Genomic DNA, 24276 nt, shown 5'->3' with positions numbered 1-24276 from the left:
GGACCCATGGCCGTACGCACGCTCAACGAATTTCTCGCCCATTCCAAGGAAAAGGACGTCAGCCCCGATCCGTTCGAACTGGAAAACCCGCACCTGCTGGAAGTGCGCCTCAACGGCATGGTGTGGTCCAAGGCCGGCGCCATGGTCGCGCGTACCGGCAACGTCAAGTTCACCCGCGAGGGACTGCTGGAACAGGGCCTGGGCAACCTGCTGAAGAAGGCCGTCAGCGGCGAAGGCATGCAGCTGATGAAGGCCGAAGGCCAGGGCCGGGTGTATCTGGCCGACCTCGGCAAGCTGGTGACCTTGCTGCGCTTGAATGGCGAGGCGATCTTCGTCAACGGCAACGACGTGCTGGCCTTCGAATCCGGCGTCGAACACAAGATCACGATGATGCGCAAGGTGGCCGGCATGCTGTCCGGCGGCCTGTTCAACGTGCGCCTGAGCGGCCACGGCATCGTGGCGATCACCTCGCACTACGAGCCGCTGACCCTGCCGGTCACCGCCGCCAGCGGCCCGGTGTTTACCGACCCCAATGCCACCGTGGCCTGGTCGGGCACGCTGAGCCCGGAGCTGGTGACCGACGTGTCGATCGGCACGCTGTTCGGCCGCGGCTCGGGCGAGAGCCTGCAGATGCGCTTTGCCGGCGAAGGCTGGGTGGTGGTGCAGCCGTACGAAGAGGCCAGCTTCCAGGCCAAGGGCTGATCCAGCCCGCCCCGTAGCAATCAGCAAGGCGCATCGCCTGGGCGCACGCTACCCAGCTAGGCAGTTTTCCAGTCACGACACGGTGCGCAGTGACAGCTGCGCACCCCAGCCCCTGTAGGAGCGCACCTGGGCGCGAGGGCCTTACCGGTAACGCCGCGTCGCGCCCGGGTGCGCTCCTACGGGTTTCCGGCAGTTTGGCGCGCGCTGCACCGCTACCGAATTGCGCTGGCTTGGCAGTGCGTGGTCGCGAGTCGTGCACACCAGATGATGCGCTGGCGGCACGTCGTAGGAGCGCACCCGGGCGCGAGGGCCTTACCGGTAACAGCACGTCGCGCCCAGGTGCGCTCCTACGGGTTTCCAGTAGTTTGGCGCGCGCTGCGCAGCTACCGAATTGCACTGGCTTGGCAGTACGTGGTCGCGAGTCGTGCACACCAGATGATGCGCTGGCGGCACGTCGTAGGAGCGCACCCAGGCGCGAGGGACTTACCGGTAACGCCATGTCGCGCCCGGGTGCGCTCCTACGGGTTTCCGGTAGTTTGGCGCGCGCTGCACAGCTACCGAATTGCACTGGCTTGGCAGTGCGTGGTCGCGAGTCGTGCACACCAGATGATGCGTTGGCGGCACGTCGTAGGAGCGCACCCGGGCGCGAGGGACTTACCGGTAACGCCATGTCGCGCCCGGGTGCGCTCCTACGGGTTTATGGCTCTGATGCGTTACACCCAGCCACGTTTGCGAAACCACGCCAGCGGAACCACCATGCTCAGCACGATCACGCCCAGCGCCCAGTAGTAGGCATCGTGCCATTTGAGCTCGGGCATGTAGGCGAAGTTCATGCCCCAGATGCCGACCAGCACCGTTGGCGGAATGCCGACCACCGACGCCACCGCCATCACCTTCATCACGTTGTTCTGGTCCATGTTGATCATGCCCAGCACGCTGTCGAGCAGGAACTCGATGCGGTCGTCCATGTGCTGCTGGAACTCGCTCAGGGTGGTCAGGTCCTTGTGCAGCAAGCCGATGCGCTTGGCCGCATCGGCGCCGAACCAGTCCGGCGCAGTGCCGTCCAGATAGGTGACCAGGCGCAGCAGTCCCTGCCCGGCATTGTGCAGGCCGCCCAGACGCCGCCCCATGCCACCGACCTGATGCAGCATGCGCTCCAGGTCCTTGGTCTTGTGCGGGTTGTCGAACACCTGGCGGGTGGTGTCGGTGACCTCGGCTTCCAGCGATTCCAGCCGGTCTGCCAGCCGCCCCACCAGCTGGTCGAAGATGCGCAGCAGCAGATCGTCGGCGCTATGGCAGGGGTCATGTTGCAGCTGCGCCGCTACTGCATCCAGCGAACCCATGTGCTGCTCGCGCAGGGTCACCAGCATGGTCGGCGACAGCGCAAAGCCCAGCGGCGCGGTCGGGCCATCGTCGTCCTGGAAGCGCGGCACGTTGAGAAACAGCACCTCGCCCTGGCGCCGCACCCGGCTGGAGAATTCGATCTCGCCGATCGCCGCGCGATCCAGCAGCGCAAACCCCACCGTGTCTGCGGCCTGCGCCAGCTCCTGCGCGCTGGCCTGGCACAGGTCGACCCAGCACCCTTGCGTGTGCTGCGTTGTGGCGATCGGGTGCGTGGTGATCATGCGATGGGCCGTGGCGATGGATGGCGGCGAGCATCCCGTTCCATCCGATCCACGTCAACGTCACGCGCACAACGCGCTTAGCTGCCAGTGGCCTTTATCTCGGCGCCGTGCAGCCACACACGCCAAGGCCCCGCAATGCGGGGCCTTGAGGATGTCTCGGTGGATGTGTTCGGCCCGTGCGAGCGCTCAGCCGCTGCGCGCCTGCTGCCGCTTCACCGCATAGCCGATCGCCAGGATCAGGAACCACACCGGGCTGGCCAGCAGCGCCTGGCGCGTATCGGCCTGCAAGGTCAGCAGCACGATGACGAAGGCGAAGAACGCCAGGCACACGTAGCACATCAACACGCCACCGGGCATCTTGAACGCCGAGGCCGCGTGCTGCTCGGGCCGCTTGCGCCGGTACGCGATGTAGGCGCACAGGATCAACGACCACACGAACATGAAGAGCACCGCCGACAAGGTGGTGACCAGCGTGAACGCGGTGACCAGGTTGGGGATCAGATACACCAGCATCGCGCCCAGCAACAGGCACAGGCAGGAGAACAGCAGGCCACGTGCCGGCACCGCCGCACGCGAGAGCTTGGCAAAGCCCTTGGGCGCGTGCTGCTCCTCGGCCAGGCCGTAGAGCATGCGGCTGGTGGAGAAGATGCCGCTGTTGGCCGAGGAGGTGGCCGAGGTCAGCACCACGAAGTTGATCAGGCTCGCGGCCGCCGGCACCCCGGCCAGCACGAACAGCTCCACGAACGGGCTCTTGTCGGCCACCACCTGCCGCCACGGCGTCACCGCCATGATCGCGACCAGCGCCAGCACGTAGAAGATCAAAATGCGCACCGGGATCGAGTTGATCGCCTTGGGCAGGTTGCGGCGCGGGTCTGCGGTTTCCGCAGCGGTGGTGCCGACCAACTCGATGCCGACGAAGGCGAATACCGCGATCTGGAACCCGGCAAAGAACCCGCCAATGCCCATCGGGAACATGCCGCCGTCGTTCCACAGGTTCGACAGCGAGGCCACGTTGCCCGACGGCGAACGGAAGCCCCAGGCCACCAGCCCGGCGCCGGTGATGATCAGCGCGCAGATGGCGATGATCTTGATCAGCGCGAACCAGAACTCCATCTCGCCGAACAACTTGACCGTCACCAGGTTCAGGCTCAGCAGCAACAGCACGCAGAGAATGGCGGGGATCCACGGCGCCAGCCCCGGAAACCAGAACTGCGCATAGGCGGCGATCGCAATGACATCGGCGATGGCGGTGATGATCCAGCAGAACCAGTACGTCCACCCGCAGAAGAACCCCGCCCACGGCCCGAGCAGGTCGGTGGAGAAGTCGATGAACGACTTGTACTCCAGGTTGGACAGCAGCAGTTCGCCCATCGCGCGCATCACGAAGAACAGCGTCGCGCCGATGATCAGATACACGAACAGGATCGACGGGCCGGCCAGGCTGATCGTCTTGCCCGAGCCCATGAACAGCCCGGTGCCGATCGCGCCACCGATGGCGATCAGCTGCAGGTGGCGATTGGAGAGACTACGTTGCAGATGATCGGGCGCGGACGGATCAGACATGGGGCACGGCACCGGCAAGTGAACAAGCCGTCAAAAATACGAGATCGCGGCAGCGCACACCAGCGGTTTGCGTCGCCGCGCCGGGTAGGCCACTGCGGGCGCCGGCGCAGGTGGCCGGCTTGCCCCATCCTGGTGCGCCAGATATCCGCACGTCCGGCACTGCTCTCATCGAGGAATCGCAGCCCCGTCGATGCGCGCACCCCACGCCCCGAGCGTCATCGCCATTTGCCTGGCACCTGCGCATTGCAACGACCGACGCTGAAAGAATCCCGGTGGCGGCCGCGCTTACCAGGTGACTGATCGAGCTTAGCCGCGATTACCCACCCGTATTACCCACCCGCAAGCCCACCGCCAACTCGGCCTGGCAAGGCCTGATCGTCATCTTCTTCCAGGTCGCCCACCTCCTCGCGCAAACCGCCTTGCTGCGGCGTCTGCTCTTCCAGCGGGATCTCGTCTTCATTGGTATCCGGGTCGGGGGTGCCGTGTGCCGACAGACCGGCATTGGCGATGGTCATCGGACGCGCAGTGCGTGGATTGAGCTGCATGGGGTGGCTCCGGCGGGTTCGAATGGAGCCCCGACAGTGCGCATCGCAGCGCTACCGCACCGTGATCCCGAGAGGGATCGTACTGACATACCGTTGACGCCGGCAGGCTGACGCGTGTCGACACGGCTCACCCACTTGGCACCTGGCGCCCGCACCTGGCACCTGGCACTTTGCGACCAAAAGACAAAGGGCGATGTCTATCGCCAAGGCAGTCTGCGTGCCAGCGCCGCTGCGTCCTCGCCGTCCTGAACAGCAAGCGTTTGCGCATCCGCCTGAGATCGGCCTGTCCGCCTGAGCCGTACTCGACCACGTCGTGCCGACCGCGACTATCATGGCCGCACTCCCTCGAGGCCACGCCATGCGCCATCGCATCTGCCTTGTAGTGCTGCTGAGCTGCGGCATCGCCCACGCGGCCGAGCCCGAGCCTGCCTCGCGCCTGGATGCGGTGCTGCAGTCGGGCGTGCTGCGGGTCTGCACCACCGGCGACTATCGTCCTTACTCGCTGCTGCGCGCCGACGGGCAGTTCGAAGGCAGCGATATCACCCTGGCGCAATCGCTGGCCGGCAGCCTGGACGCGCGCGTGGAGTTCGTCCGCACCAGCTGGCCGCAACTGATGCCCGACCTGCTCGCCAATCGCTGCGACATCGCCGTCGGCGGCATTTCGGTCACTTTGCAACGGCAGCGCCAGGCCAGTTTCAGCACGATGCTGGACGTGGACGGCAAGATTCCGCTGGTGCGCTGCGCCGACCAGGCGCGCTACCGCAGCATCGCGCAACTCAATCGACCCGAGGTGCGCGTGATCGAACCACCGGGCGGCACCAACGAGGCCTTCGCACGCCACCAGTTGCCGCGCGCAAGCCTGCGCCTGTTCGCCGACAACACCACCATCTTCCAGGAGCTGCTGGCGCAGCGCGCGGACGTGATGATCACCGACGCCTCCGAAGCGCTCCACCAGCAGGCACGCCTGCCCGGCCTGTGCGCGGTCGCACCGGAGCAGCCACTGCAATACGGCGAAAAGGCCTTCCTGCTACCGCGCAACGATCACGCCTGGAAAGCCTATGTCGATCAGTGGCTGCACCTGAGCAAGGCCAGCGGCGAGTACGCGCGCATCGTCGAAACCTGGCGTGCACCGCGCAAGGAATCCACGACGGCGCCGTAACGGGAATCGGGAATCGGGAATCGGGAATCGGGAATCGCAACAGCATCAAGCGCATCGCGACATTTCGATATAGCGCCCCTCCGATTCCCCATTCCCCATTCCCGATTCCCGCGGCGCACAGTGCCGCCCTCAAACAATCTTGGTCCGCCGCCACCACCGCGAGACCTGCTCTTCGCGGATCAGCGTGAACAGCCCGGCGCCCAGAATCAGCGCGATGCCGACCGCCATCGGCCAGTCCAGGTGGTCGTGGAACAGCAGGTAGCCGAAGGCGATCGCCCACAGCATCTGGCTGTATTGCGTTGGCGCAACCACACTCACCGGCGCCATGCGCGTGGCATACATCAGGCAGATCGCCGCCAGGCCGGCAAGCAGGCCATAGCCCGCCAACAGGCCCCACTGAGACAGCGTGGGCCAGACAAAGGTCGGCAACATCATGATCCCGCCCATCACCAACGGGCCGATCACCCCGGCGCCGTACAGGGTCAGGCGTTTTTCGCTGTGGCCGGCCATGCGCAGGGTGATGACCGAGATGGCGCCGACCAGGCCGCACACGATCGCGGCCACATGCCCATGGGTGAGATGGCGAAAGCCCGGGCGCAGCACGATCAACACGCCGATGAAGCCCACGATCACCGCCGACCAGCGCCGCCAGTGCACCTCTTCCTTGAGGAACACCACCGACAGCACGGTGACGAAGATCGGCATCAGGAAGATCAGCGCGAATGCCTCGGCCATCGGCAAGGTGGTGAACGCAATCACCGAGGTCAGATTGCCGATGGCGCCGGTAAGCGCACGCAACAACCACAGGCTGGGTTGCTTGGCCATCACCAGTTCGCGCAACCGGTCGTCCGGCTTCTTCAGGAATGGCACGGCCACCAGCATCAGCAAGGCGCCGAGAAACAGCACTTCGTAGACCGGCAGCGTGCCTTCCAGCAGCTTCACGAACGCATCGCTGATCGAATAGGCCGCATAGCAGGCAAACCCCAACAACACACCCTTCAGCATTGCCGATCCTCCATTGCCGATCCTCCACGGTTGGCGCCAATCGGACACCATGTCGACGGGGCAGTGCGCAGTATGCGGTGCGGCGTGCGCCAGAGGAATCGGCGCAGGTCTCCGGGCACGGGCGCTCATGCACTGCCACCGGCACTGCCGCACACGGCCGGGCTGGCCACCGCGTTGCAGGAATGGCCGCTGCGCCGCCCCGTCGGCGTGCGGGTCATGCATTGGATGCCCACGCGCGGTGGGTCGGTTACGATGCCGGTCCATCCCTTGTAATGGCGACGCGCGTCACGCGCGCCGACCCCAGACCAGCGACCCGTGCCCCACTACTCCGGCCCACTCCTCACCTGCTCCGATGCCCAGGCACTGCTTGCCGCGCGCGGCAGTGGCCTGACCCAATGGACCGGCTCGCTGGACCTGGGCCGCAGTACCGGCATCGCGCAGCTGGACGCGCAGACCTGGCAGTGGCGTGGCCGGGGTTACCCGTATCCGGGCAAGCTCAAGGAGCGCACGCTGTACTTCTGGGACGGGGATGACTTCGCCCCGATCTCGCGCTTCGGCGGCGCGTTGATCAAGCTGGTCCCCACCGAATGGGGCGCGCCGACCTTCGAGATCGATGGCATCAAGATGCTGCCCTCGGCGCAGCTGTCGCCGTTCGAGGATGCGCGGCGCAAGGTGGCGCTGGTCGATCCGCGCGGCAAGGTCGTGCTGGATACCTGTGGCGGGCTGGGCTACTTCGCCGCCTGCTGCCTGGAGGCCGGGGTGGCGCAGCTGCAGTCGTTCGAGAAGAATGCCGACGTGCTGTGGCTGCGCACGCTCAATCCGTGGTCGCCGGATCCGGACGATGCCGCCCACGGCGGGCGTCTGCAGCTGACCCAGGCGGATATCTCGCAGCACATCGCCACGCTGGCTGACGGTGCGTTCGACGCCATCCTGCATGACCCGCCGCGTTTCGGCATCGCCGGCGAGCTGTACTCGCAGCTGTTCTACAACCAGCTGGCGCGGGTGTTGCGGCGTGGCGGGCGCCTGTTCCATTACACCGGCGCGCCCAACCGGCTCACCAGCGGGCGCGATGTGCCCAACGAGGTAAGCAAACGCTTGAGCAAGGCCGGTTTCAGCACGCAGCTGGCGCTGGATGGCGTGCTGGCGACGCTGCCGGCGCGGCGCTGATCGCACGCGTCTTGCGGCAACTGAAACGCGCGGTCAACAGCAGCCAGCCATCCGGCGATGCTGTGCGCCAAGCTGCGTTACAGCAGACACAGGCCGCGTCGAGTATCGGCTAGTCATGCGCGGAGCGCATCGCGTCTGCCACCGGCATCAGGCCTGCAAATGGATCTGCGATACTGCACTGCCCACGACAAGGACGTTGCATGCACCTCCACTTTACGACCTGGTTGTTGACCGCGCTGGTGGTGATGACCGGCGCGCCGGCACACGCGCAGACCGCGCCGCAAACACCGTCACCGTCGCAACCCATGTCCGACGTCACCGCCCGCCATCCGGTCACCACCGCCATCCTGGCCGGGCGCACGATTCGCCTGGGCGAACACGCCGGCAAGTGCGCGCTGCTGCGCGATGATGAAGTGCTCCCGCTGGACATCGGCGCGCCGTGCTACTTCAGCATCAATCGCGAGCATGGCGCCCAGGTGCATCACTTCAACGGCAGCGATATCGTGCTCGTGCAACACGCCCACCCCCGCGCGGAGCCGGACTGGGACATCAAGCTGTACGGGCCGATCTGCGCATTCGAAGCGCAGGCCGTGCGCGAGGTGGATGGCGTGCTGGAACCCGGCAGCGTCGCCAACTCCTGGCCCTGCGACCCCACCGTGGGCGCCGATCAGAAGCAGTTCGTCTACAGCTACGACACCTGGCCCAAGCGCGAGACGCAGACGCCATCGCGCAAGCAAAAGCAAACGCAGCCCTGATTGCCGCATGACGCGCAGGTGTCGATCGGCGCAGGCGGTTGCCACCGCCTTATGACCCGTTTGCTGATCAACACCGTGTACTGACCAGCGGCTCGCCGCACGCCTGCGCAGCCGCGTCGTCGTCGACAGTGTGGCACCGCAGTTGCGCATGCCGTGGAGCACCGCGCAGGTCATCGCCGGCCGCGTCTGTGCGCGGTCCAGACAACGTAGGCGAACCAGGCGATGACCGCCAACGGCACACTGGTCAGTAACGCATCCCAGCCGATGGCGATCCAGAACCGCTGCGGGTCTGCATCCGCATGGAAGATCCTGGTCGGCCGGCCGCGGATGACGCTGATATAGCGCCCCGTGACGATCGCCTCCAGCAACAGCCACAGCCGCATGCAGCAGGCGATCGCCACGACAACGGCCCCCCCGCCGATGATCCATTCATGGATCCGGGACGCTGCGGGCGCTGGCGCAGGTGGCGGTGATTTGGGCCGCTTTTTCTTCACGCAGGCATCGCTTCGCTGGAGGCGGCGCAGTGTACGCCCATGGGTGTCGGGCGGTCGCGGGCAGAGCCTGGTGACCGCTGCCACGCACCACCGCGCGCACTGCACTCGGTGCATCAGCGAGCGCTGCGGCAGCCAGGCCGCAGGCGCCCTCATCCACGCGTCAACATACCGCCCACTGATCGCGCCCGGCGGTCTTGGCGGCGTACAGGGCAAGATCGGCCTGCCCCAGCAGCACATCCAGGCCGGTTCCTGCAGTCACGCTCACCGCGCCCATGCAGAAGCGCACCGGCTGGTCGGTGGGCAGGCCGGCGATCTCGATCGCGGCCACGGCATTACGCAGCCGCGTAAACACGGCAGGAATCTCTTCTGCGCTGCAGCCCGGCAGCACCAGCAGGAATTCCTCCCCGCCTAGCCGCCCCAGGCGGTCCTGCGTCCGCAGCGCCAGCCCGGAGGCGCAGGCAAGCGCCTTGAGCACGGCATCGCCGGCAGCATGCCCGTGCACGTCGTTGATCAGCTTGAAGTGGTCCAGGTCGATCAATGCCAGCATGCACGGCACCTGCGAGCGCACCGATTGCTCGACCTGCTGCTGCGCCTCGGCGCGAATGGCGCGGCGGTTGGGCAGGCCGGTGAGCTCGTCGCGCATCGCCAGCCGCGAGAGTTGCCGCCGATGGCACGCACCGAAGGCCAGCACCACCAACGCACCCAGCAACAACAGGCAGGCCGCACATAGGGCGATCCACAGGGCGCGTTGACCGGCTTCGCGGGCCTGCAAGGCCAGTTGCGCGGTCTCGCTGCGCCGGCGCAGCTCGGCAGTTTCGGCGCCACGGCGCGCGTCTTCGTAACGCGCCTGCAGGCGCAGCATCACGGTGTCGCGCTGGCGATCCAGGCTCTGCGCACGCAGCGTGTTGGCGCGTTGCAGTTCCTGGTATGCCTCGGCATGGCGCCCCTCCGCCGCCAGTGCCTGGGCAATGGCATCGAGCAGCTTCGCGCGCCGTCCCAGCGACAGGTGGGGGTCGTCCGCCGCCTTGGCCGCGACGATCTCCACGCCGAGGCTGCCGGACTTGAGCGCGGTCAATGCCTGCAGCAACACCGCATGGCAGGCGGCCACCCGGCCGACATTGCCCTGGCGTTGCATCAACGGCAGTGCCTCGCGCGCCATTGCCAATGCCGCGCTGGCATCGCCGGCTTCGATCAGGACCTCGCTGCCGCTGGTCAATGCCGCGGCCACGCCGGCCTGATCGCCCAGCTCGCGACTGAGCGCCAGCGCGCGCTTGAAATGCAGCAACGCCGCGTCCGGCTGCTGCGCTGCCAGCGACGTGCCGTACTCGTATTCGATCAGGCTGCGCTGAAAGCGTGCCGGCTGGCCGCGCAGGCGCTCCAGGGCGCGCTGCAGGTAGTCTTCGGCGTCGTTGTCCTCGGTCGAGCGGCCACCCACGCGGCTGGCCAGCGAGCCGAGCTGGGTCAAGGCATCCAGCTCCAGGCCCAGGCTGTGTTCGCGCACTGCGCACTGGTAGCTGGCCTGTGCGGCGTTCCAGGCCTCGTCGCTGCTGCCGGAGGCGAGCATGCTCCACATGTCGACCGCCTCGACCTCGCACAGAAGATCGTTGCGCCCCAGCGCACGCGCCTGCTGACGCAGCGCTTCCAGCCGCGCCAGCATGCCGCGGTTGGGACTCTCGCGCACATCGCTGAGCGCCTGCACGATCGCCAGCCACAGCTGCGCCTGCGCCGTGTTGCCACGCACGTTCGTCAACATCGCACGCGCCTGGGCCAGGGCCGCCTGACGGCGCTCGCTCTCTTCCAGGGAAATCAGCACACGCGCCTGCGCCAGCAAGGCCCAGAACTGCGCGTCGGCATCGCCATCGCTGCGGGCACGCTGCAACGCGGCCTGGGCGACCTGCAGGGCGGCCCTGGGGTCGTCGATCGTGGCGGTTTCGATGCGCTTCCATGGCTGCGGCTGCGCCCACAGCGTCGCACTGCACAGCATCGCGGCCATCGCAACGACCATGCGCCGCCAGCGCGGCGTCGCGCCGCTCATCGGGCCCTCACGGCGACGACAAGCCACACCGCATGGCTGCCGTGGACGGGACATGCCGCCCGCCCCGTATCGGGTTTGCTGGTTGCTGCAGCACTGAAGCTCTCCCGTGGCTGGCTGGCTGGCGGTGGAATCGGAGCGACGTCGGCGTCTGCCTGACGCCGCGATGCAAACACACGGTCATGATGACTGGCGAGCGCGGCAGGTCATGTGATCGCCACGCATTGCGCCAGGATCGTTAGCGGCCTGCGGGCTGCGGGCTTGAATCGGCCTGCAGCTCGTGCCGGTGGCGACCGGCGGCCGGGCGCGTTGCGAAACGCCTGCGACCCGGCAGGCTTGCCGCAGCCGCCCTGCTGCACATCGCCGGATGCGGCCCGGCGACAGCCACGTAAACTGCCGCACCGCCCCCATCGATCCTGGAGACGCCGTGACATCCCGCCTGCCCCGCCTGCTCACGCTGCTTGCCGTCGCCTTGCTGTCGGCCTGCGCCACCCAGGCGCCGCGCGCGCCACAGCGCTCGCCGGACGCGGTCAAGGCCGACATCGCCCGGCGCCTGCCGACCACGCTGACCGATCGCGCCGGCTGGGCCGACGATGTGTACGTGGCGCTGTCCTCGCAGGGGCTGGACACCAGCGCCGAGGACATCTGCGCGGTGCTGGCGGTGACCGAGCAGGAATCGACCTACCAGGCCAACCCGGTCGTGCCCAATCTCGGCAGGATTTCGCGCGCGGAGATCGACCGCCGCGCCAGCGCGCATCACATCCCCGGCTTCATGGTCGATGCCGCCTTGCGCATCGCCTCGCCCGATGGCCGCAGCTATGCCACGCGCATTGCCAGCGCGCGCACCGAACAGGAGCTGAGCCGCATCTTCGAAGACTTCACCGGCAGCGTGCCGCTGGGCGCGCGCCTGTTCGACGGGCTCAATCCGGTGCATACCGCCGGGCCGATGCAGGTCAGCATCGCGTTTGCCGAGCAGCACGCCGAGCGCTATCCGTATCCGCCTGGCGACTCGATCCGCCACGAGGTCTTCAGCCGTCGCGGCGGGCTGTGGTTCGGCACCCGGCACCTGCTCGGCTACCCCGCCAGTTACGACGCGCTGCTGTACCGCTTTGCCGACTTCAACGCCGGCTGGTACGCCAGCCGCAATGCCGCGTTCCAGGCAGCGCTGAGCAAGGCCAGCGGGATCGCATTGACCCTGGACGGCGACCTGCTGACGCCCGGCGCCAGCCTGGATGCGCCCGGCGCCACCGAACGCGCCGCACGCGCCCTGGGCAGCCAGCTGGCGATGAGTGACCGTCAGCTCCGCCGTGCCCTGGAGGCCGGTAACTCCATCGATTTCCAGGACACCGAGCTGTATCGCCAGGTGTTCGCGCTGGCCGAGCGTAGCGCCGGCAAACCGCTGCCACGGGCGGTACTGCCCGGCATCACCCTGGACAGCCCCAAGATCACCCGCACCCTCACCACCGCCTGGTTCGCGCAGCGGGTCAACGCGCGCTGGAAGCGGTGTATGGGCAAGTAGTCGCCGGTGCCGCAGGGCGAGCGGCACCTGGGGCGCCACGCCTGGCATCTTCGTTCCACGGCAAGGCACGACGTTTGGCAGGGTCGCATGCCCCGCCCGCACACGTAGCATGCGAGGTTGCACCGCCGTTGTCGGCGCGCACCCTTTTGATGAGGTCCACATGCCCACACCGTTGCCGTTGCGCCACCTGCTCGCTGCCCTGATGACCGCCCTGCTGCCCGCGGTGGCCAGCGCGCAGGCACCGGGCGTGACCGAGGCCGACTACGCCCGTGCCGAGCGCCTGATCTACTACGCCGCGCAGCCCCTGGTCGACCATGCGCCCACGCGCGTGACCTGGCTGGATGCCACCCATGTGGTCTACGTCGACCACGATGCCAAGGGCGACCGCCTGCTGCAGCTGGACACCGCCACCGGCAAGACCGCGCCGCTGTTCAAGCCCGCGGCGCTGGCCACCGCGCTCAACACCCTGCTCAAGACCGGTGACAAGCCGCTCAAGGCCGCCACCCTGGCGCCCAAGGTCAGCCTCGGCGCCGATGGCCGCTACCGCCTCAACGTGCGCGACACCGCGGTGGTCTGCGACGCCCGTGCGCGCTGCAGCAAGCTGTATGCGAAGGACAAGCCCGAACCGGGCGTGCTGTCGCCGGACAAGCGCAGCGAAGCGTTCATCCGCAACTGGAACCTGTGGGTGCGTGATCTGGCCAGCGGCCAGGAAACCCAGCTCACCCGCGATGGCGTGGAAAACTTCGGCTACGCCACCGACAACGCCGGCTGGCAGCACAGCGACAACGCCATCGTTGCGTGGTCGCCGGACTCGCGCAAGATCGCCACCTTCCAGCAGGATCAGCGCAAGACCGGCGACATGTACCTGGTCAGCACCAAGCTTGGGCATCCGGAACTGCAGTCGTGGAAGTACCCGCTGGCCGGCGACAAGGACGTGACCACGATCGAGCGCGTGATCATCGACGTGCCCAGTGCCAGCGTGGTGCGGCTGAAGATGCCAGCGGACCAGCACCGCTCCACGCTGTGCGACGACGTCAGCTGCTCGCCGGGCCTGTGGGACGATGTGAAATGGGCGCCGGACAGCAAGACCCTGGCGTTCGCCTCGACCTCGCGCTTCCACAAGCAGGTCTGGCTGCGCATCGCCGATGCCGGCACCGGCGCCGTGCGCACTGCCTTCGACGAAACCGCCAAGACCTATTACGAAAGTGGCCAGGTCGCCGCCAACTGGGCCTACCTGCCCGGCAGCAACGAGGCGGTGTGGTTCTCCGAGCGCAGCGACTGGGGCCAGCTGTATCTCTACGACCTGGCCACCGGCAAACCCAAGCGCGCGATCACCAGCGGCGAAGGCAACGTCACCGAATTGCTGCGCGTGGACCCGGTGACGCGCACTGCATGGTTTGTCGGCGTAGGCCGCACGCCGGGCGTGGATCCGTATTACCAGCAGCTGTGGAAGGTGAGCCTGGACGGCGGCGAGCCGGTACTGCTCACGCCCGAGGTCGCCGACCACAGCATCGCGCTGTCGCCCGATGGCAAGCGCTTCGTCGACACCTATTCCACCTCGGTCACGCCGCCGGTAAGCGTGCTGCGCGATGCCGCCGACGGTCGCACGCTCAGCACCATCGCCACCGCCGACATCAGCCGCCTGAAGGCCGCCGGCTGGGTGCCGCCGGAGCCGATCACGGTCAAGGCACGCGATGGCAAGACCACGCTGTATGGCCTGATGTTCAAGCCGACGAATTTCGATCCCGCACGCAAGTACCCGGTAATCGACTACGTCTACCCCGGCCCGCAGACCGGCTCGGTGCGCGGCCGCAGCTTCCTGGCCGGCCATGGCGACAACCAGTCGCTGGCCGAACTGGGCTTCATCGTGATCGCCATCGATGGCATGGGCACGCCGTGGCGCTCCAAGACCTTCCACGACACCTGGTACGCCAACATGGGCGACAACACCCTGCCCGACCAGGTGGCCGCGGTGAAGGAGCTCGGCCAGCGCTACCGGTGGTTCGATACCAGCCGCGTCGGCATCTGGGGGCATTCGGGTGGCGGCAATGCGTCCACCGCCGCGATGCTGCGCTACCCGGAGCTGTTCAAGGTGGCGTGGTCGGAAAGCGGCAACCACGACAACCGCGGCTACGAGGACGACTGGGCCGAGAAGTATCACGGCGAGCACATCGTCAACAAGGACGGGACCTCCAACTACGATGACCAGGCCAACGCCACCCGCGCCAGCAAGCTCAAGGGCAAGCTGATGCTGGTGCACGGCACGCTGGACGACAACGTGCCGCCGTATCTGACCTTGCTGGTCGCCGATGCGCTGATCAAGGCCAACAAGGACTTCGACATGCTGATGCTGCCCAACGCCAAACACGGCTACGGCGAGCTCACCCCCTACGTCGCCCGCCGCCGCTGGGACTACTTCGTGCAGCACCTGCTCGGCGCCACCCCGCCGGCGCAGTATCAGATGAAGCCGATGCCGGAAAAATAGGCGACGCTGCAAGCGGCATCGTCGGCCATCGACGGTGCCGCGCTATCGCGCAGTTGAACCGGGAGTGCAGAGAAAGCGGCGCCGCAGCCAGCCTGCGCCGTCGTGCAGCATCGGTCCTGGGCGCAACACCATGCCCCCCAAGAACCGTAGGAGCGGACCCGGCCGCGACGCCCTACCCGCACACGCAAACGTCGCAACACAGCACCGCAAAGGAATGCAGGCGCACACGGTACAGCTGCCACATCAAACCGCATGCACCACCACCGGCACGCGAGATCACGCGCCCCATCAGGCAACACCTGGTGGAACGCCACCCCGTTACTTCGCGGTCCCACCACCCAACTGCTTGCCCAAGAACGCCAGCAAGCGCGTGTAGTACTCGCGTCGGTGCGCCTCGGTGTAGAAGCCGTGGCCCTCGTTGGGGAAGTACAGCGACTCCACCGGCACCCCCGCACCCTTCAACGCGCGCTCCATGGCCTTGGTATGTTCGATCGGCGCGCGCTCGTCCTTGCCGCCGGCCGCCAGAAACACCGGCACCTTGATCTGCTTGGCCAGCACCACCGGCGAGCGCGTGGCCAGGGTGTCACGTGCACCCAGCCAGTCGCCGGTCCAGTTCTTTGCCCAACGCGCGGAGCGCGCGGTGTCGCGGGCCATCATGTCCAGATCGTAGACGCCAACATAGCCAGCGGCGCAGCGGTACACCGCCGGCTCCTTGGCAACCCCCATCAGCGCAGCGTAACCACCGTAGCTGGCACCGTAGAGACAGATGCGCGAGGCATCGGCCACTCCCTGCGCGATAGCCCAGCGGGTTGCATCGGTGAGATCGTCCTGCATGCGCCCACCCCACTCCCTGGCACCGGCCTGGGTGAAGGCACGCCCGTAATTGGCCGAGCCGCGGTAATTGACGCGCAGCACCGCGTAACCGGCTGCGGCCAGCAGCTGGGTGTCGTCGTCGAACTCCCATTTGTCGAAGATCCCGAACGGGCCACCATGCGGCATCACGATCAACGGCAGCGGCTTGCCTGCCTCGGCGTGCAGCGGCTGGGTCAGATAGCCGTGCAACTCCAGGCCATCGCGCGCCTTGAAGCTCACCTGCCTGGTCGCCGGCACGCCATCGGGCGGAAACCATTCGCGGCGACTGAACACCCGGTCGGCCTTCTTGCTGACCGTGTCGAACAAATAATAATCGCCGTTGTTGCGATCGCTCCACACATACACCAGCACCAGGCGACGGTCGCGGGTGGCCGAGGTGATGTAGACCGCATTGCCGTCGAAGGCTTTCTCCAGGCTGCGATAGAGCCTAGCCGCCGGCGACTTCTCGTCGAAGAAGCGGTTGCGCACCCGGTCGCTCATGTAGGACGCACCGATCGGCGTGGTGCCATCCAGGTCGCGCAGGATCCGGTAGGGGTCGACGGTGTCGTCGTGCAACAACGGCGTGGACTTTCCGCTGGCCGGGTCCCATCCCACCAGCACATCGGTGCCGGTCGCCTGCTCCACTTGCAGGTAGGCCTGGCTGCCATCGGCCGCAAAGCCGAGCGGAAACGCACGATGCCCGCTGCTGGCGGCATCGTTAACCAACCGCCACGGCGCAGCATCGTCGTCGCGGTAATACAGCTTGCTGACGTTGGTGACATCGGCGCCGTTGGCAAAGCGGATGCGCCCCTGCTGGTCGGTCACGAAGTTCGCACGACGCACCGGCGATGTCGCCACGGTACTGCGCCGGCCGGTCAGGATATCCAGCTTGTCGATACGGATGCTCGGGTCGCCGACGAACGGGATCGTGGACACCAGGATGTTGCGCGGATCACCGGGCAAGGTATCGAGCATGAACGTGCCAGGCTCCAGGTCCATCTTCAACTGCACGCCGTTGATCTCCGGATTGGTGCCATAGGGGCTGGCCAACAGGCGGCCATTCTTGCCATCGGCGTCGATGGCATGCAGTTGCCCGATCGCCATCGGCTCGTCGCGCGAGCCCAGCCGCTGCGCCATCGACACCACGATGCGGTCGTCGCTGGCCCACCAGAAATCGTCCACCACGCTGTTGGCGCCACCGGTGACTTTCGCGGTGGCCACCTTGTCCTGGCGCCGCACGATGCCCAGCACGGTGCGATCTTCCAGCGGCATGGTGAGCGCGAAATAGTCGCCCGTCGGCGAGATCTTGATCCGCTCGAACTGGTCGCTTTTGAGATAGGGCGTCAGATCCACCGGTTGCGGCGGCGTCTGCGCGCAAACCGATCCGGTGATTGCCATCGCCATCGCCACCGCAAGTGCCCCAGTCGCCTTCCTCATCCAGTAATGCATTGCGACACTCCGCCTCTTCCTTGGTCCACCTATGGTGGCAAAGGCGGTTGGCGGCGTCCATCCTCTGGCGTGACGTTGGATGCGTTCCCAGCGAGATGCCGCGTACCGCGCACGGCCGCCTGGCAATGCCTGGCCTGCCCTGATGTGCTCAGACACCGCTCCGTGTGCGCACACCCAGCAAGCCGATGCGCCGGAACCACATCTCCAGCGGCACCGTCACCAGCGGCGGCAACGCGGCCAGCAGGCTCAGCGCCCACGCCCACCACGGCCAGCGCAGCCGCAGCGCGGCAAGCACGCTGACCGCCACATAGAACAGGAAGGCCGCGCCATGCAGGCGCCCGAACACCCACACCACCAGCTCGGTGGTGTGGGTGCCGTACTTGAGCACCATGCCGACCAACAGCCCGGCCCAGGTCAGCCCTTCGAAAAAGGCGGCGGCGGCAAACAGCCGGCCGATCGGCGACAACGCAGAAGAAGCACGCATGCAACACTCCAGACGGACAGGGATTGCCGCGACGCGATGGCGGCGGCGACGCCCGCTGGCCACCGCATTCTACAGAGCGCATCGCGCACCAGCCGCCCGCCGTCGTTCCTGGCGATAATGGGCGCCCTTTGCATCACCTGCCGGCCTCCCATGCGCGTCCTCCTCCTGCTCGCCGTGCTCGCACTGGCACTGCTGCCCGCAACGTCCATCGCAGTCCAGCTCCAGGACGGCGACCTGTTGTTCGTCACCGCCGCCCGCACCGGCCTGAGCGGCGCCATCGACGATGCCACCGCCAAACAGGACGCACCCAGCTTCGATCACGTCGCGCTGGTAGCGCATGCCGGCGATACGCAGGTGGTGCTGCATGCAGACGAACACGGCTCGCGCGAGCAGGCGTTGCAGGCGTTCATCGACGACGCCAGCGCCAGGCACCGGCAGATCGTCGTGTACCGGCTCACCCCCAAGCATCGCGCTGCCATCTCCGATGCCATCGCGCAGGCACGGCGCATGCTCGGCAAGCCTTACAACCAGACCTACGTGCAGGACGACAACAGTTATTACTGCTCGGACTTCATCGAGCGCGCCTTCCGCGCACATCACGTGTTTGCGCTGCAACCGATGAACTTCAGGAACCCGCAGACCGGTCAGGTGTCGCCGTACTGGACCGACTTCTATCGCAGCAAGGGCATGGCCGTGCCGCAGGGCCTGCCCGGCACCAATCCGAACGATATGGCCAAGTCGGCGGCATTGCGCGTGGTTGGTCGTCTGCACTGAGCACGGGTGCTCCCGGGTTCTCGATGATTCCGCGGGCGCTTGGGTTCTTCGAGCATCGAGAACCTGGCAGCGGCCCGTGTTATACGTTGCCATGCCAGTCGCGTCTTCCGGCATTGCTGGCATCGTCGATGTCGGTACGCACCCAACGCGACAGAATCGGCACGCGCGGTCCGCCACGTATCGACAGCCAGCTCTCGTCTGCACCGCTGCAACGGCACCACGCTTCACCACATGCAGGAGGCTGTATTGAACAAGCTGTTATGGGCTGGATTGGCAGTGTTGCTACTGACTGGCTGCGGCAAGGCACCACCGCCAGCACCCACACCCATTGCCAAAGCGACACCAGCAGCCACAGCGGATACGCCCGCTCACGCGCCTGCTAGCCAGCGTGGCGGTGGGCAACCGTATGAACTGGCCGATACGCAGGTCTGGGACGTGCCCGATCCGGCGACAGGCCGCACCTACCAGGTCTTCGTCGCGCTGCCACGCGGCTATGCGGACAATCCGCAGCGTCGTTACCCGGTGTTGTATGCCACCGATGGCGACTATGCGTTCCCGCTGGTCAAGCAGATCGCGCGGCGCTTGAACGGCGAAGGGCCAGCCATCGCCGATTTCATTCTGGTCGGGCTGTCCTACGCAGTCGGCGACGAGCCCATGCCGAGCCGCAGACGTGATTACACGCCCACCCCGGAAGATGGCCCGACCGCAGCGCCGGTTGCCACCCACGGCAAGAGCGCCGACTACATCCGCTACCTGCGCGATCGCGTGCTGCCGTTCGTCGCCAACCGCTACCGGACCGACGAACAGCGGCGCCTGTATCTGGGGCACTCGTACGGCGGCCTGCTGGGCACGCAGATCCTGTTGAGCACACCGGAGATGTTCGCCGGCTACATCCTGGGCAGCCCCTCGTACTGGTATGGCGAGCACGCGATGGTGGCGCAGGAAAACAGCTTTGCCGCGTCGCATACCGACCTGCCGGCGCAGGTGTACATGTACGTCGGCGAATACGAGCAGGTGCGCCACCACCAGAATTACGACATGGTCATCGACGCACAGAAGATGGCGCAGGCGCTGCGCGCGCGACACTATCCATCGTTGCATCTCGCGCTGGAGGTTCTCGATGACGAAGACCACTTGAGCGTCGCACCGCGCGGCATCACGCACGGGCTCAAGTCCTTGTTGCGCAGCAGCTCCTCACCGGGTGACACGCGCTGATCGACCCGGCAGTGCAACAGCGCTCATTCGCCAGCCGTATCGCAGTCGTGGCAGACGCCTCGTCCCGTTCAACCACCCGCTAGCAACCACCCACAGGCCCCCAACCCATGCACGCACCAACGCCGGCGGTTTCCAATAGCGCACTGACCACACACGGCCACGCGTCCCACCGCATTGCGCTGGGCGAGCGCAACTTCCTGCAGCCCGGCCGCCTACGCTGGCTGCGGGCGATCGGCTGGGCGGTCCTGCTGCTGGTGGCGGTCGCCACGCTGGCGCCCATGGCCGGCAGGGCCGTCGGCAGCCTGCTGCCCAAGGACTCCGGGCCGCTGCAACTGATTGCCAGCCTGGTCGGTATCGCGGTGGGCTTGACGGTCTACGTGGTGGCGGTGCGCCTGGCCGAAGGACGGCGCGCCAGCGAGCTCGCACTACGCCCGATGTTGCCGCAGCTGAGCATTGGACTGTTGATCGGCGCGGCCATGTTCGCCGCGGTCATGGGCATCATGGCGCTGTTCGGGCTGTACGACATCCAGGCGCTTGGCCCGGCGCCGGCCTGGACGGCGGTGCGCAAGGCCTTGCAGGCCGGGGTGATCGAAGAGCTGTTGTTCCGCGCCATCTTTCTGCGCCTGGTATGGCGCGCGTTCGGCCCGTGGGTGGCGTTTATCGCCTCTGCCGCGCTGTTCGGTTTCGGCCATATCGCCAACCCGCATGCAACGGCGTTTGCGGCGATTTGCATCGCACTGGAAGCAGGCATCCTGCTGGGCGCGTTCTATGCCTTGACCGGCCGCATCTGGATGTCGATCGGCGTGCATATCGCCTGGAACTTCACCCAGGGCTATCTGTTCGGTGCGGCGGTCTCCGGGACCGACATGGGCCCGGCCATTGCCCGCAGCACGGCAACGCCCGGATTTCCGCAATGGCTCACCGGCGGGGCCTTCGGCCCGGAAGCCTCGCTGCCCGGCGTGCTCATCTGCCTGGCGGTGGGTCTGTCGGTATTGTGGCTGGCGTGGCGCGCGGGCAGCTTTGCAAAGCAGCCCTGACCGGTCCTGGCGATGGCAACGCGCTGCCGCGCCCGCATGGCCAGGCAGCGCGGCGACACGGGCATGGCCTTGCCGGCTGCTGCCGCACGCCCGCACCACTACCCCGGCATGGATCGACCTGCACCTTCCCCCACGCGTCAGGCAACACCGCCCTCCCGCCAGGCAGGCGCATCGCACTGGCACCGCCTTGCCATCGCGCAGACATCCGGCCTCCTAGGCTCTGGGCATCGACAACCCGACGCATGCCTGCCGGCTCCACATTGGCGCCTGGCAGCATGCTCCTGCAGAGGTGCACATGGCTTTGATCCACTCCCTCCTGATGAGCGCCGTCGCCGGCATGCGCTCGATGACCCCGCTGGCCGCAGTGGCCAACGCTGCGCGCACCGGCAAGCTGCCTGCCGACAACGGCGCACCGGCACTGCTCGCCAATCCCCTCGCATCGGCCGGCATGCTGGCGCTGGCCGGTGGTGAGCTGGCCGGCGACAAGATGAAAACCGCTCCCGACCGCATCGTGTTGCCCGGCATGATTGCCCGCATCGCCACCGGCGTCATCGTCGGCACCGCGCTGGCACCGCGCCATCAGCGCGGCGTGGCTGCCGTGCTGGGCGCGACCACCGCAGTGGTGGCCGCCTATCTCACCTTCAACGTGCGCATGCGTGCGATCGAACGCTATGGCCAGACCAGCACCGGTGTGGTCGAGGACGCGATCACGGTGGGCGCGGCGACGCTGATCATGCGCGACGCGGCAAAGCACTAGCGCGACAATCCGGTGGCCGGATCCATCACCTGACGCAGCCGCGTGCCGCGCCGCGGCGACCGCCACTCGACCGTCGCCGTGGCGTAGCAACAACACGGGTGCGGGGCGCGCTGCGTTATGTCGCAGCAGTGCGGCATCGCGGTTTAGTCAGGTCGATAGATCGCACAGAGCTTGTTGCCATCCGGGTCGCGCACGTAGGCCAGCCAGACCGCTCCCATGCGGCTCTCACGCTCGCCCGGCGGATCCTCGATGGACACCCCGCCTGCAGCCACGGCGGCGGCGTGGAAGGCCTGGACCTGCTCTGGCGAACTGCAGGTGAAACCGACGGTGGCGCCGTTGCCGCTGGTCGCCGGTGCATCGTTGATCGGCTCGCTGACGGCGAAGGTGCTGCCGGCATGGCGATAGAACAGGCGCACATGGCCGGAGCCGGCAGTGTTGACCAGCGGCGCGGGAGCGCCGAAGACGCCGCCGAGCACCGCATCGTAGAACTGCCTGGATCGCGCAATATCGTTCGATCCCACCATCACATGATTCAGCACTGACCGCTCCTGTTGGTCACCAAGGCGCACAGCTTAGTGCACGCCATGCGGCAGTGCGCCCGAGCGCTGCGCCGTGCAGCCGCCGGGTGCATCAGCCGCCACGCCCATGCGGCACCTGCAGATCCAGCACCGGCCCCAGCGGCACGATGCCGGTGGGGTTGATGGTGCCGTGACTCTGGTAGTAATGGCCTTTGATGTGCTGGAAATTCACCGTGTCTGCAATACCGGGCATCTGGTAGAGCTCGCGCAGGAATCCGGACAAGTGTCGATAGTCGGCAATCCGTCGCAGGTTGCACTTGAAGTGCCCCACATACACTGCATCGAACCGCACCAGCGTCGTAAACAGCCGCCAGTCCGCCTCGGTAAGCACCTCGCCGCAGAGATAGCGATGCTCGTCCAGGCGCGCCTCCAGCCAATCCAGCGTCTCGAACAGCGGCACCACCGCTTCTTCGTAAGCCGCCTGCGTGGTAGCAAAGCCCGCCTTGTAGACGCCGTTATTGACGGTGTCGTAGATCCGCGTATTGAGCGCATCGATCTGCTCACGCAGCGGAGCGGGATAAAAGTCCCCGTCGGCCGCACCAACGGCATCGAAGGCGCTGTTGAACATGCGGATGATGTCGGCCGATTCGTTGCTCACCACCGTGTTGCGCTCGCGGTCCCACAACACCGGCACGGTCACGCGCCCGGAGTAGCGCGGATCGGCGTTGAGATACACCTCATACAGGCGCTTGGCATGGTGAACCGGATCGGCGATCACGCCCGGGCCAGGATCGAAGGTCCAACCCTGGTCGCGCATCAACCAGTTCACCACCGACACGTCGATCAGCGACTCCAGCCCTTTCAGGCGCCGGAAGATCAGCGTGCGATGCGCCCACGGGCAGGCCAGCGACACGTACAGGTGATAGCGGCCGGGAGCAGCCTGAAAACCGCCCTTCCCGTGCGGACCAGGGCTGCCATCGCGCGTCACCCAATTGCGGAACTGCGATTGCGAGCGCTCGAAACGCCCGCCGCTCCTGTCGGTGTCGTACCAACTGTCCTGCCACTTGCCATCGACCAACAGGCCCATGCTGCCTTCTCCGCTACCACAATAGGCCGCAACCCTAGCCCAGCCGGTCTGGCGAGTGCGTGAGCGGCCGTGGCGGCGTGAGCAGACGCGAGTAGCCAGCAGCGCCTGCAGACCGAAGACCCACCGCTGCAAGGCAACAGGAGCGCCGCGTTGCCGTCGGCCAGCAGCGCACGCTACCTGGCAATCACCGACGTGCCGGAAGGCACCATGTAGCAGGCCTGCGCCTTCTTGCAGGCATCGGCATTGAGCTCGGCGATCTGGCTGGCCAGGTACTGCTCGGGCGTCAGGCCCATGCGGTTGCGGTATGCATTGTCGGCATCGGCCTTGGCGACCTGTTCCTGCTCGCGTTGCCGCTCTGCGGTCGTCGCCTCGACCAGCGTCTTGACACGCTGTTGCTGCGCAGCGGTGAGGTTCATCTGCTGCAACACGTCCGGATTAGGGCGCGCGCGTCCGAGCGTGATGTTCTGGATCTGGATCGGCAAGCCTTGTTGCTTGACCAGCGCGCTGACGTTCTGGGTGACCGAACCGTCGATTTTCCTGGCGGTATCCGGGTCGCTCATCATCTTGGTCATGTCGTAGCGCTTGACCTGATCGCGCACGATCGAGGCGTACTGGCTGGCGACATTGTTCTTGAACCAGTCCTGCCCAAACCCGGACAGCAGCAAGGCCGGGGCGGTGATCCGGTACTGGATCTGGGTCGAGAAGTCCAACAGGATATTGTCGCTGGACGAGAAATCGTCGAAAGCCACCTGCACCGTCTGCGGCGTCACATCCACATAGGTGACCGACGTGGTCAACCACGCATACGTCCGACCTGGCTCACGCACATCGTCCAGGCGAACGCCACCCTTGCCGAAGAACATCGGTTTATCCACCAACACGGCCTTCTGGCCAGGATCGGGCGAGACAACGGTACAGGCACAGAGCAAGCTGGCCAGCGCAGCGGCCAGCACGGACGTCTTCATCGATTTCCCCCTTGAGCGGTCGGGCGTCACTGCCGTTCCGGTGTGTTGCGAAGGTTACCTAAACTCCCGCGCATTGGCACCGGGGCC

Annotated in this window: 21 protein-coding genes; 10 read left to right on the top strand and 11 right to left on the bottom strand. The window is 66.7% G+C overall.

What is annotated here, in order from left to right:
* Window positions 1–6 precede the first annotated feature (6 nt).
* On the top strand, window positions 7–702 hold the full coding sequence (locus tag EO139_RS07825; protein ID WP_104583728.1) for an AIM24 family protein: 696 nt from the start codon (window positions 7–9) through the stop codon (window positions 700–702).
* Window positions 703–1415: 713 nt separating this feature from the next.
* Here EO139_RS07825 and EO139_RS07820 read toward each other — a convergent pair.
* From EO139_RS07820 to EO139_RS07810, 3 genes are all read right to left on the bottom strand, one after another.
* On the bottom strand, window positions 1416–2327 hold the full coding sequence (locus EO139_RS07820; protein WP_126970102.1) for a CorA family divalent cation transporter: 912 nt from the start codon (window positions 2325–2327) through the stop codon (window positions 1416–1418).
* A gap of 186 nt (window positions 2328–2513) precedes the next feature.
* Window positions 2514–3890 (bottom strand): D-serine/D-alanine/glycine transporter, encoded by a 1377-nt coding sequence (cycA, locus tag EO139_RS07815; RefSeq protein ID WP_126970100.1) that lies wholly within the window; start codon window positions 3888–3890, stop codon window positions 2514–2516.
* 329 nt (window positions 3891–4219) lie between these two features.
* Window positions 4220–4435: a hypothetical protein gene (locus EO139_RS07810; protein ID WP_104583725.1), complete on the bottom strand. Its 216-nt coding sequence runs from the start codon at window positions 4433–4435 to the stop codon at window positions 4220–4222.
* A 358-nt stretch (window positions 4436–4793) separates the two neighbouring features.
* Here EO139_RS07810 and EO139_RS07805 point away from each other — a divergent pair, with 358 nt between their 5' ends.
* Window positions 4794–5594, top strand: a complete 801-nt coding sequence (locus EO139_RS07805) for a transporter substrate-binding domain-containing protein (protein WP_126970098.1) — start codon at window positions 4794–4796, stop codon at window positions 5592–5594.
* A gap of 129 nt (window positions 5595–5723) precedes the next feature.
* On the opposite strand, the gene EO139_RS07800 is transcribed toward EO139_RS07805, so the two are convergent.
* Entirely contained in the window at window positions 5724–6599 is an 876-nt protein-coding gene (locus EO139_RS07800; RefSeq protein WP_046345616.1) for a DMT family transporter, read from the bottom strand.
* A gap of 315 nt (window positions 6600–6914) precedes the next feature.
* On the opposite strand from EO139_RS07800, the gene EO139_RS07795 reads away from it, so the two are divergent.
* Together EO139_RS07795 and EO139_RS07790 are read left to right on the top strand one after the other, a co-directional pair.
* Window positions 6915–7766, top strand: a complete 852-nt coding sequence (locus EO139_RS07795) for an SAM-dependent methyltransferase (protein ID WP_126970096.1) — start codon at window positions 6915–6917, stop codon at window positions 7764–7766.
* Between the two features lie 200 nt (window positions 7767–7966).
* On the top strand, window positions 7967–8521 hold the full coding sequence (locus EO139_RS07790; RefSeq protein WP_241235932.1) for a hypothetical protein: 555 nt from the start codon (window positions 7967–7969) through the stop codon (window positions 8519–8521).
* Between the two features lie 170 nt (window positions 8522–8691).
* Here EO139_RS07790 and EO139_RS07785 read toward each other — a convergent pair whose 3' ends face one another.
* Entirely contained in the window at window positions 8692–8904 is a 213-nt protein-coding gene (locus EO139_RS07785) for a hypothetical protein (protein ID WP_115676504.1), read from the bottom strand.
* Between the two features lie 271 nt (window positions 8905–9175).
* Entirely contained in the window at window positions 9176–11050 is a 1875-nt protein-coding gene (locus EO139_RS07780) for a diguanylate cyclase (protein ID WP_126970094.1), read from the bottom strand.
* 424 nt (window positions 11051–11474) lie between these two features.
* Here EO139_RS07780 and EO139_RS07775 point away from each other — a divergent pair, with 424 nt between their 5' ends.
* Window positions 11475–12566 carry a DUF1615 domain-containing protein gene (locus tag EO139_RS07775; protein WP_104583720.1) on the top strand — a complete coding sequence of 364 codons (1092 nt, stop codon included), beginning with the start codon at window positions 11475–11477 and terminating at the stop codon, window positions 12564–12566.
* Between the two features lie 160 nt (window positions 12567–12726).
* A complete protein-coding gene (locus EO139_RS07770) occupies window positions 12727–15051 on the top strand; it encodes a S9 family peptidase (RefSeq protein WP_164739776.1) in 2325 nt (774 codons plus the stop codon).
* A 318-nt stretch (window positions 15052–15369) separates the two neighbouring features.
* Here EO139_RS07770 and EO139_RS07765 read toward each other — a convergent pair whose 3' ends face one another.
* On the bottom strand, window positions 15370–17301 hold the full coding sequence (locus EO139_RS07765) for a S9 family peptidase (RefSeq protein WP_241235931.1): 1932 nt from the start codon (window positions 17299–17301) through the stop codon (window positions 15370–15372).
* Window positions 17302–17500: 199 nt separating this feature from the next.
* Window positions 17501–17836: a DUF3817 domain-containing protein gene (locus EO139_RS07760; protein ID WP_164739775.1), complete on the bottom strand. Its 336-nt coding sequence runs from the start codon at window positions 17834–17836 to the stop codon at window positions 17501–17503.
* Window positions 17837–17986: 150 nt separating this feature from the next.
* Between EO139_RS07760 and EO139_RS07755 the strand changes: the two genes are divergently transcribed.
* The 4 genes from EO139_RS07755 (at window position 17987) to EO139_RS07740 (ending at window position 21619) form a co-directional block, all read left to right on the top strand.
* Window positions 17987–18610 carry a YiiX/YebB-like N1pC/P60 family cysteine hydrolase gene (locus EO139_RS07755; RefSeq protein WP_126970092.1) on the top strand — a complete coding sequence of 208 codons (624 nt, stop codon included), beginning with the start codon at window positions 17987–17989 and terminating at the stop codon, window positions 18608–18610.
* 231 nt (window positions 18611–18841) lie between these two features.
* Entirely contained in the window at window positions 18842–19825 is a 984-nt protein-coding gene (locus EO139_RS07750) for an alpha/beta hydrolase-fold protein (protein WP_127168327.1), read from the top strand.
* A 107-nt stretch (window positions 19826–19932) separates the two neighbouring features.
* Window positions 19933–20862, top strand: a complete 930-nt coding sequence (locus EO139_RS07745) for a CPBP family intramembrane glutamic endopeptidase (RefSeq protein ID WP_126970090.1) — start codon at window positions 19933–19935, stop codon at window positions 20860–20862.
* A gap of 295 nt (window positions 20863–21157) precedes the next feature.
* Window positions 21158–21619 (top strand): DUF4126 family protein, encoded by a 462-nt coding sequence (locus tag EO139_RS07740; RefSeq protein WP_164739774.1) that lies wholly within the window; start codon window positions 21158–21160, stop codon window positions 21617–21619.
* Window positions 21620–21762: 143 nt separating this feature from the next.
* Here the strand turns inward: EO139_RS07740 and EO139_RS07735 are convergent, their stop codons facing one another.
* The 3 genes from EO139_RS07735 to EO139_RS07725 all read right to left on the bottom strand — a co-directional run bounded on the left by EO139_RS07735 (window position 21763) and on the right by EO139_RS07725 (window position 24177).
* The gene (locus EO139_RS07735) at window positions 21763–22158 is read right to left on the bottom strand and encodes a VOC family protein (RefSeq protein ID WP_126970086.1); all 396 of its coding nucleotides are present in this window, start codon (window positions 22156–22158) and stop codon (window positions 21763–21765) included.
* A gap of 91 nt (window positions 22159–22249) precedes the next feature.
* Complete coding sequence (locus EO139_RS07730; RefSeq protein ID WP_126970084.1) at window positions 22250–23224, bottom strand: glutathione S-transferase family protein; 975 nt, start codon at window positions 23222–23224, stop codon at window positions 22250–22252.
* Between the two features lie 173 nt (window positions 23225–23397).
* The gene (locus EO139_RS07725; RefSeq protein ID WP_102583403.1) at window positions 23398–24177 is read right to left on the bottom strand and encodes an SPFH domain-containing protein; all 780 of its coding nucleotides are present in this window, start codon (window positions 24175–24177) and stop codon (window positions 23398–23400) included.
* Window positions 24178–24276: the final 99 nt, after the last annotated feature.

The organism is Xanthomonas sp. BRIP62411, assembly GCF_003993525.1.
Taxonomy (GTDB): Bacteria; Pseudomonadota; Gammaproteobacteria; order Xanthomonadales; family Xanthomonadaceae; genus Xanthomonas; species Xanthomonas euroxanthea.
This window is presented reverse-complemented; position numbering and strand designations above follow the sequence as displayed.

Coding starts and splice junctions, on each gene's coding strand:
- EO139_RS07760 (WP_164739775.1), bottom strand. CDS start 17,836: ATGCGTGCTTCTTCTGCGTTGTCGCCGATCGGCCGGCTGTTTGCCGCC.
- EO139_RS07750 (WP_127168327.1), top strand. CDS start 18,842: ATGCAGGAGGCTGTATTGAACAAGCTGTTATGGGCTGGATTGGCAGTG.
- EO139_RS07800 (WP_046345616.1), bottom strand. CDS start 6,599: ATGCTGAAGGGTGTGTTGTTGGGGTTTGCCTGCTATGCGGCCTATTCG.
- EO139_RS07740 (WP_164739774.1), top strand. CDS start 21,158: ATGGCTTTGATCCACTCCCTCCTGATGAGCGCCGTCGCCGGCATGCGC.
- EO139_RS07820 (WP_126970102.1), bottom strand. CDS start 2,327: ATGATCACCACGCACCCGATCGCCACAACGCAGCACACGCAAGGGTGC.
- EO139_RS07805 (WP_126970098.1), top strand. CDS start 4,794: ATGCGCCATCGCATCTGCCTTGTAGTGCTGCTGAGCTGCGGCATCGCC.
- cycA (WP_126970100.1), bottom strand. CDS start 3,890: ATGTCTGATCCGTCCGCGCCCGATCATCTGCAACGTAGTCTCTCCAAT.
- EO139_RS07785 (WP_115676504.1), bottom strand. CDS start 8,904: ATGCGGCTGTGGCTGTTGCTGGAGGCGATCGTCACGGGGCGCTATATC.
- EO139_RS07755 (WP_126970092.1), top strand. CDS start 17,987: ATGCGCGTCCTCCTCCTGCTCGCCGTGCTCGCACTGGCACTGCTGCCC.
- EO139_RS07730 (WP_126970084.1), bottom strand. CDS start 23,224: ATGGGCCTGTTGGTCGATGGCAAGTGGCAGGACAGTTGGTACGACACC.
- EO139_RS07810 (WP_104583725.1), bottom strand. CDS start 4,435: ATGCAGCTCAATCCACGCACTGCGCGTCCGATGACCATCGCCAATGCC.
- EO139_RS07780 (WP_126970094.1), bottom strand. CDS start 11,050: ATGAGCGGCGCGACGCCGCGCTGGCGGCGCATGGTCGTTGCGATGGCC.
- EO139_RS07745 (WP_126970090.1), top strand. CDS start 19,933: ATGCACGCACCAACGCCGGCGGTTTCCAATAGCGCACTGACCACACAC.
- EO139_RS07770 (WP_164739776.1), top strand. CDS start 12,727: ATGCCCACACCGTTGCCGTTGCGCCACCTGCTCGCTGCCCTGATGACC.
- EO139_RS07765 (WP_241235931.1), bottom strand. CDS start 17,301: ATGGCAATCACCGGATCGGTTTGCGCGCAGACGCCGCCGCAACCGGTG.
- EO139_RS07825 (WP_104583728.1), top strand. CDS start 7: ATGGCCGTACGCACGCTCAACGAATTTCTCGCCCATTCCAAGGAAAAG.
- EO139_RS07790 (WP_241235932.1), top strand. CDS start 7,967: ATGCACCTCCACTTTACGACCTGGTTGTTGACCGCGCTGGTGGTGATG.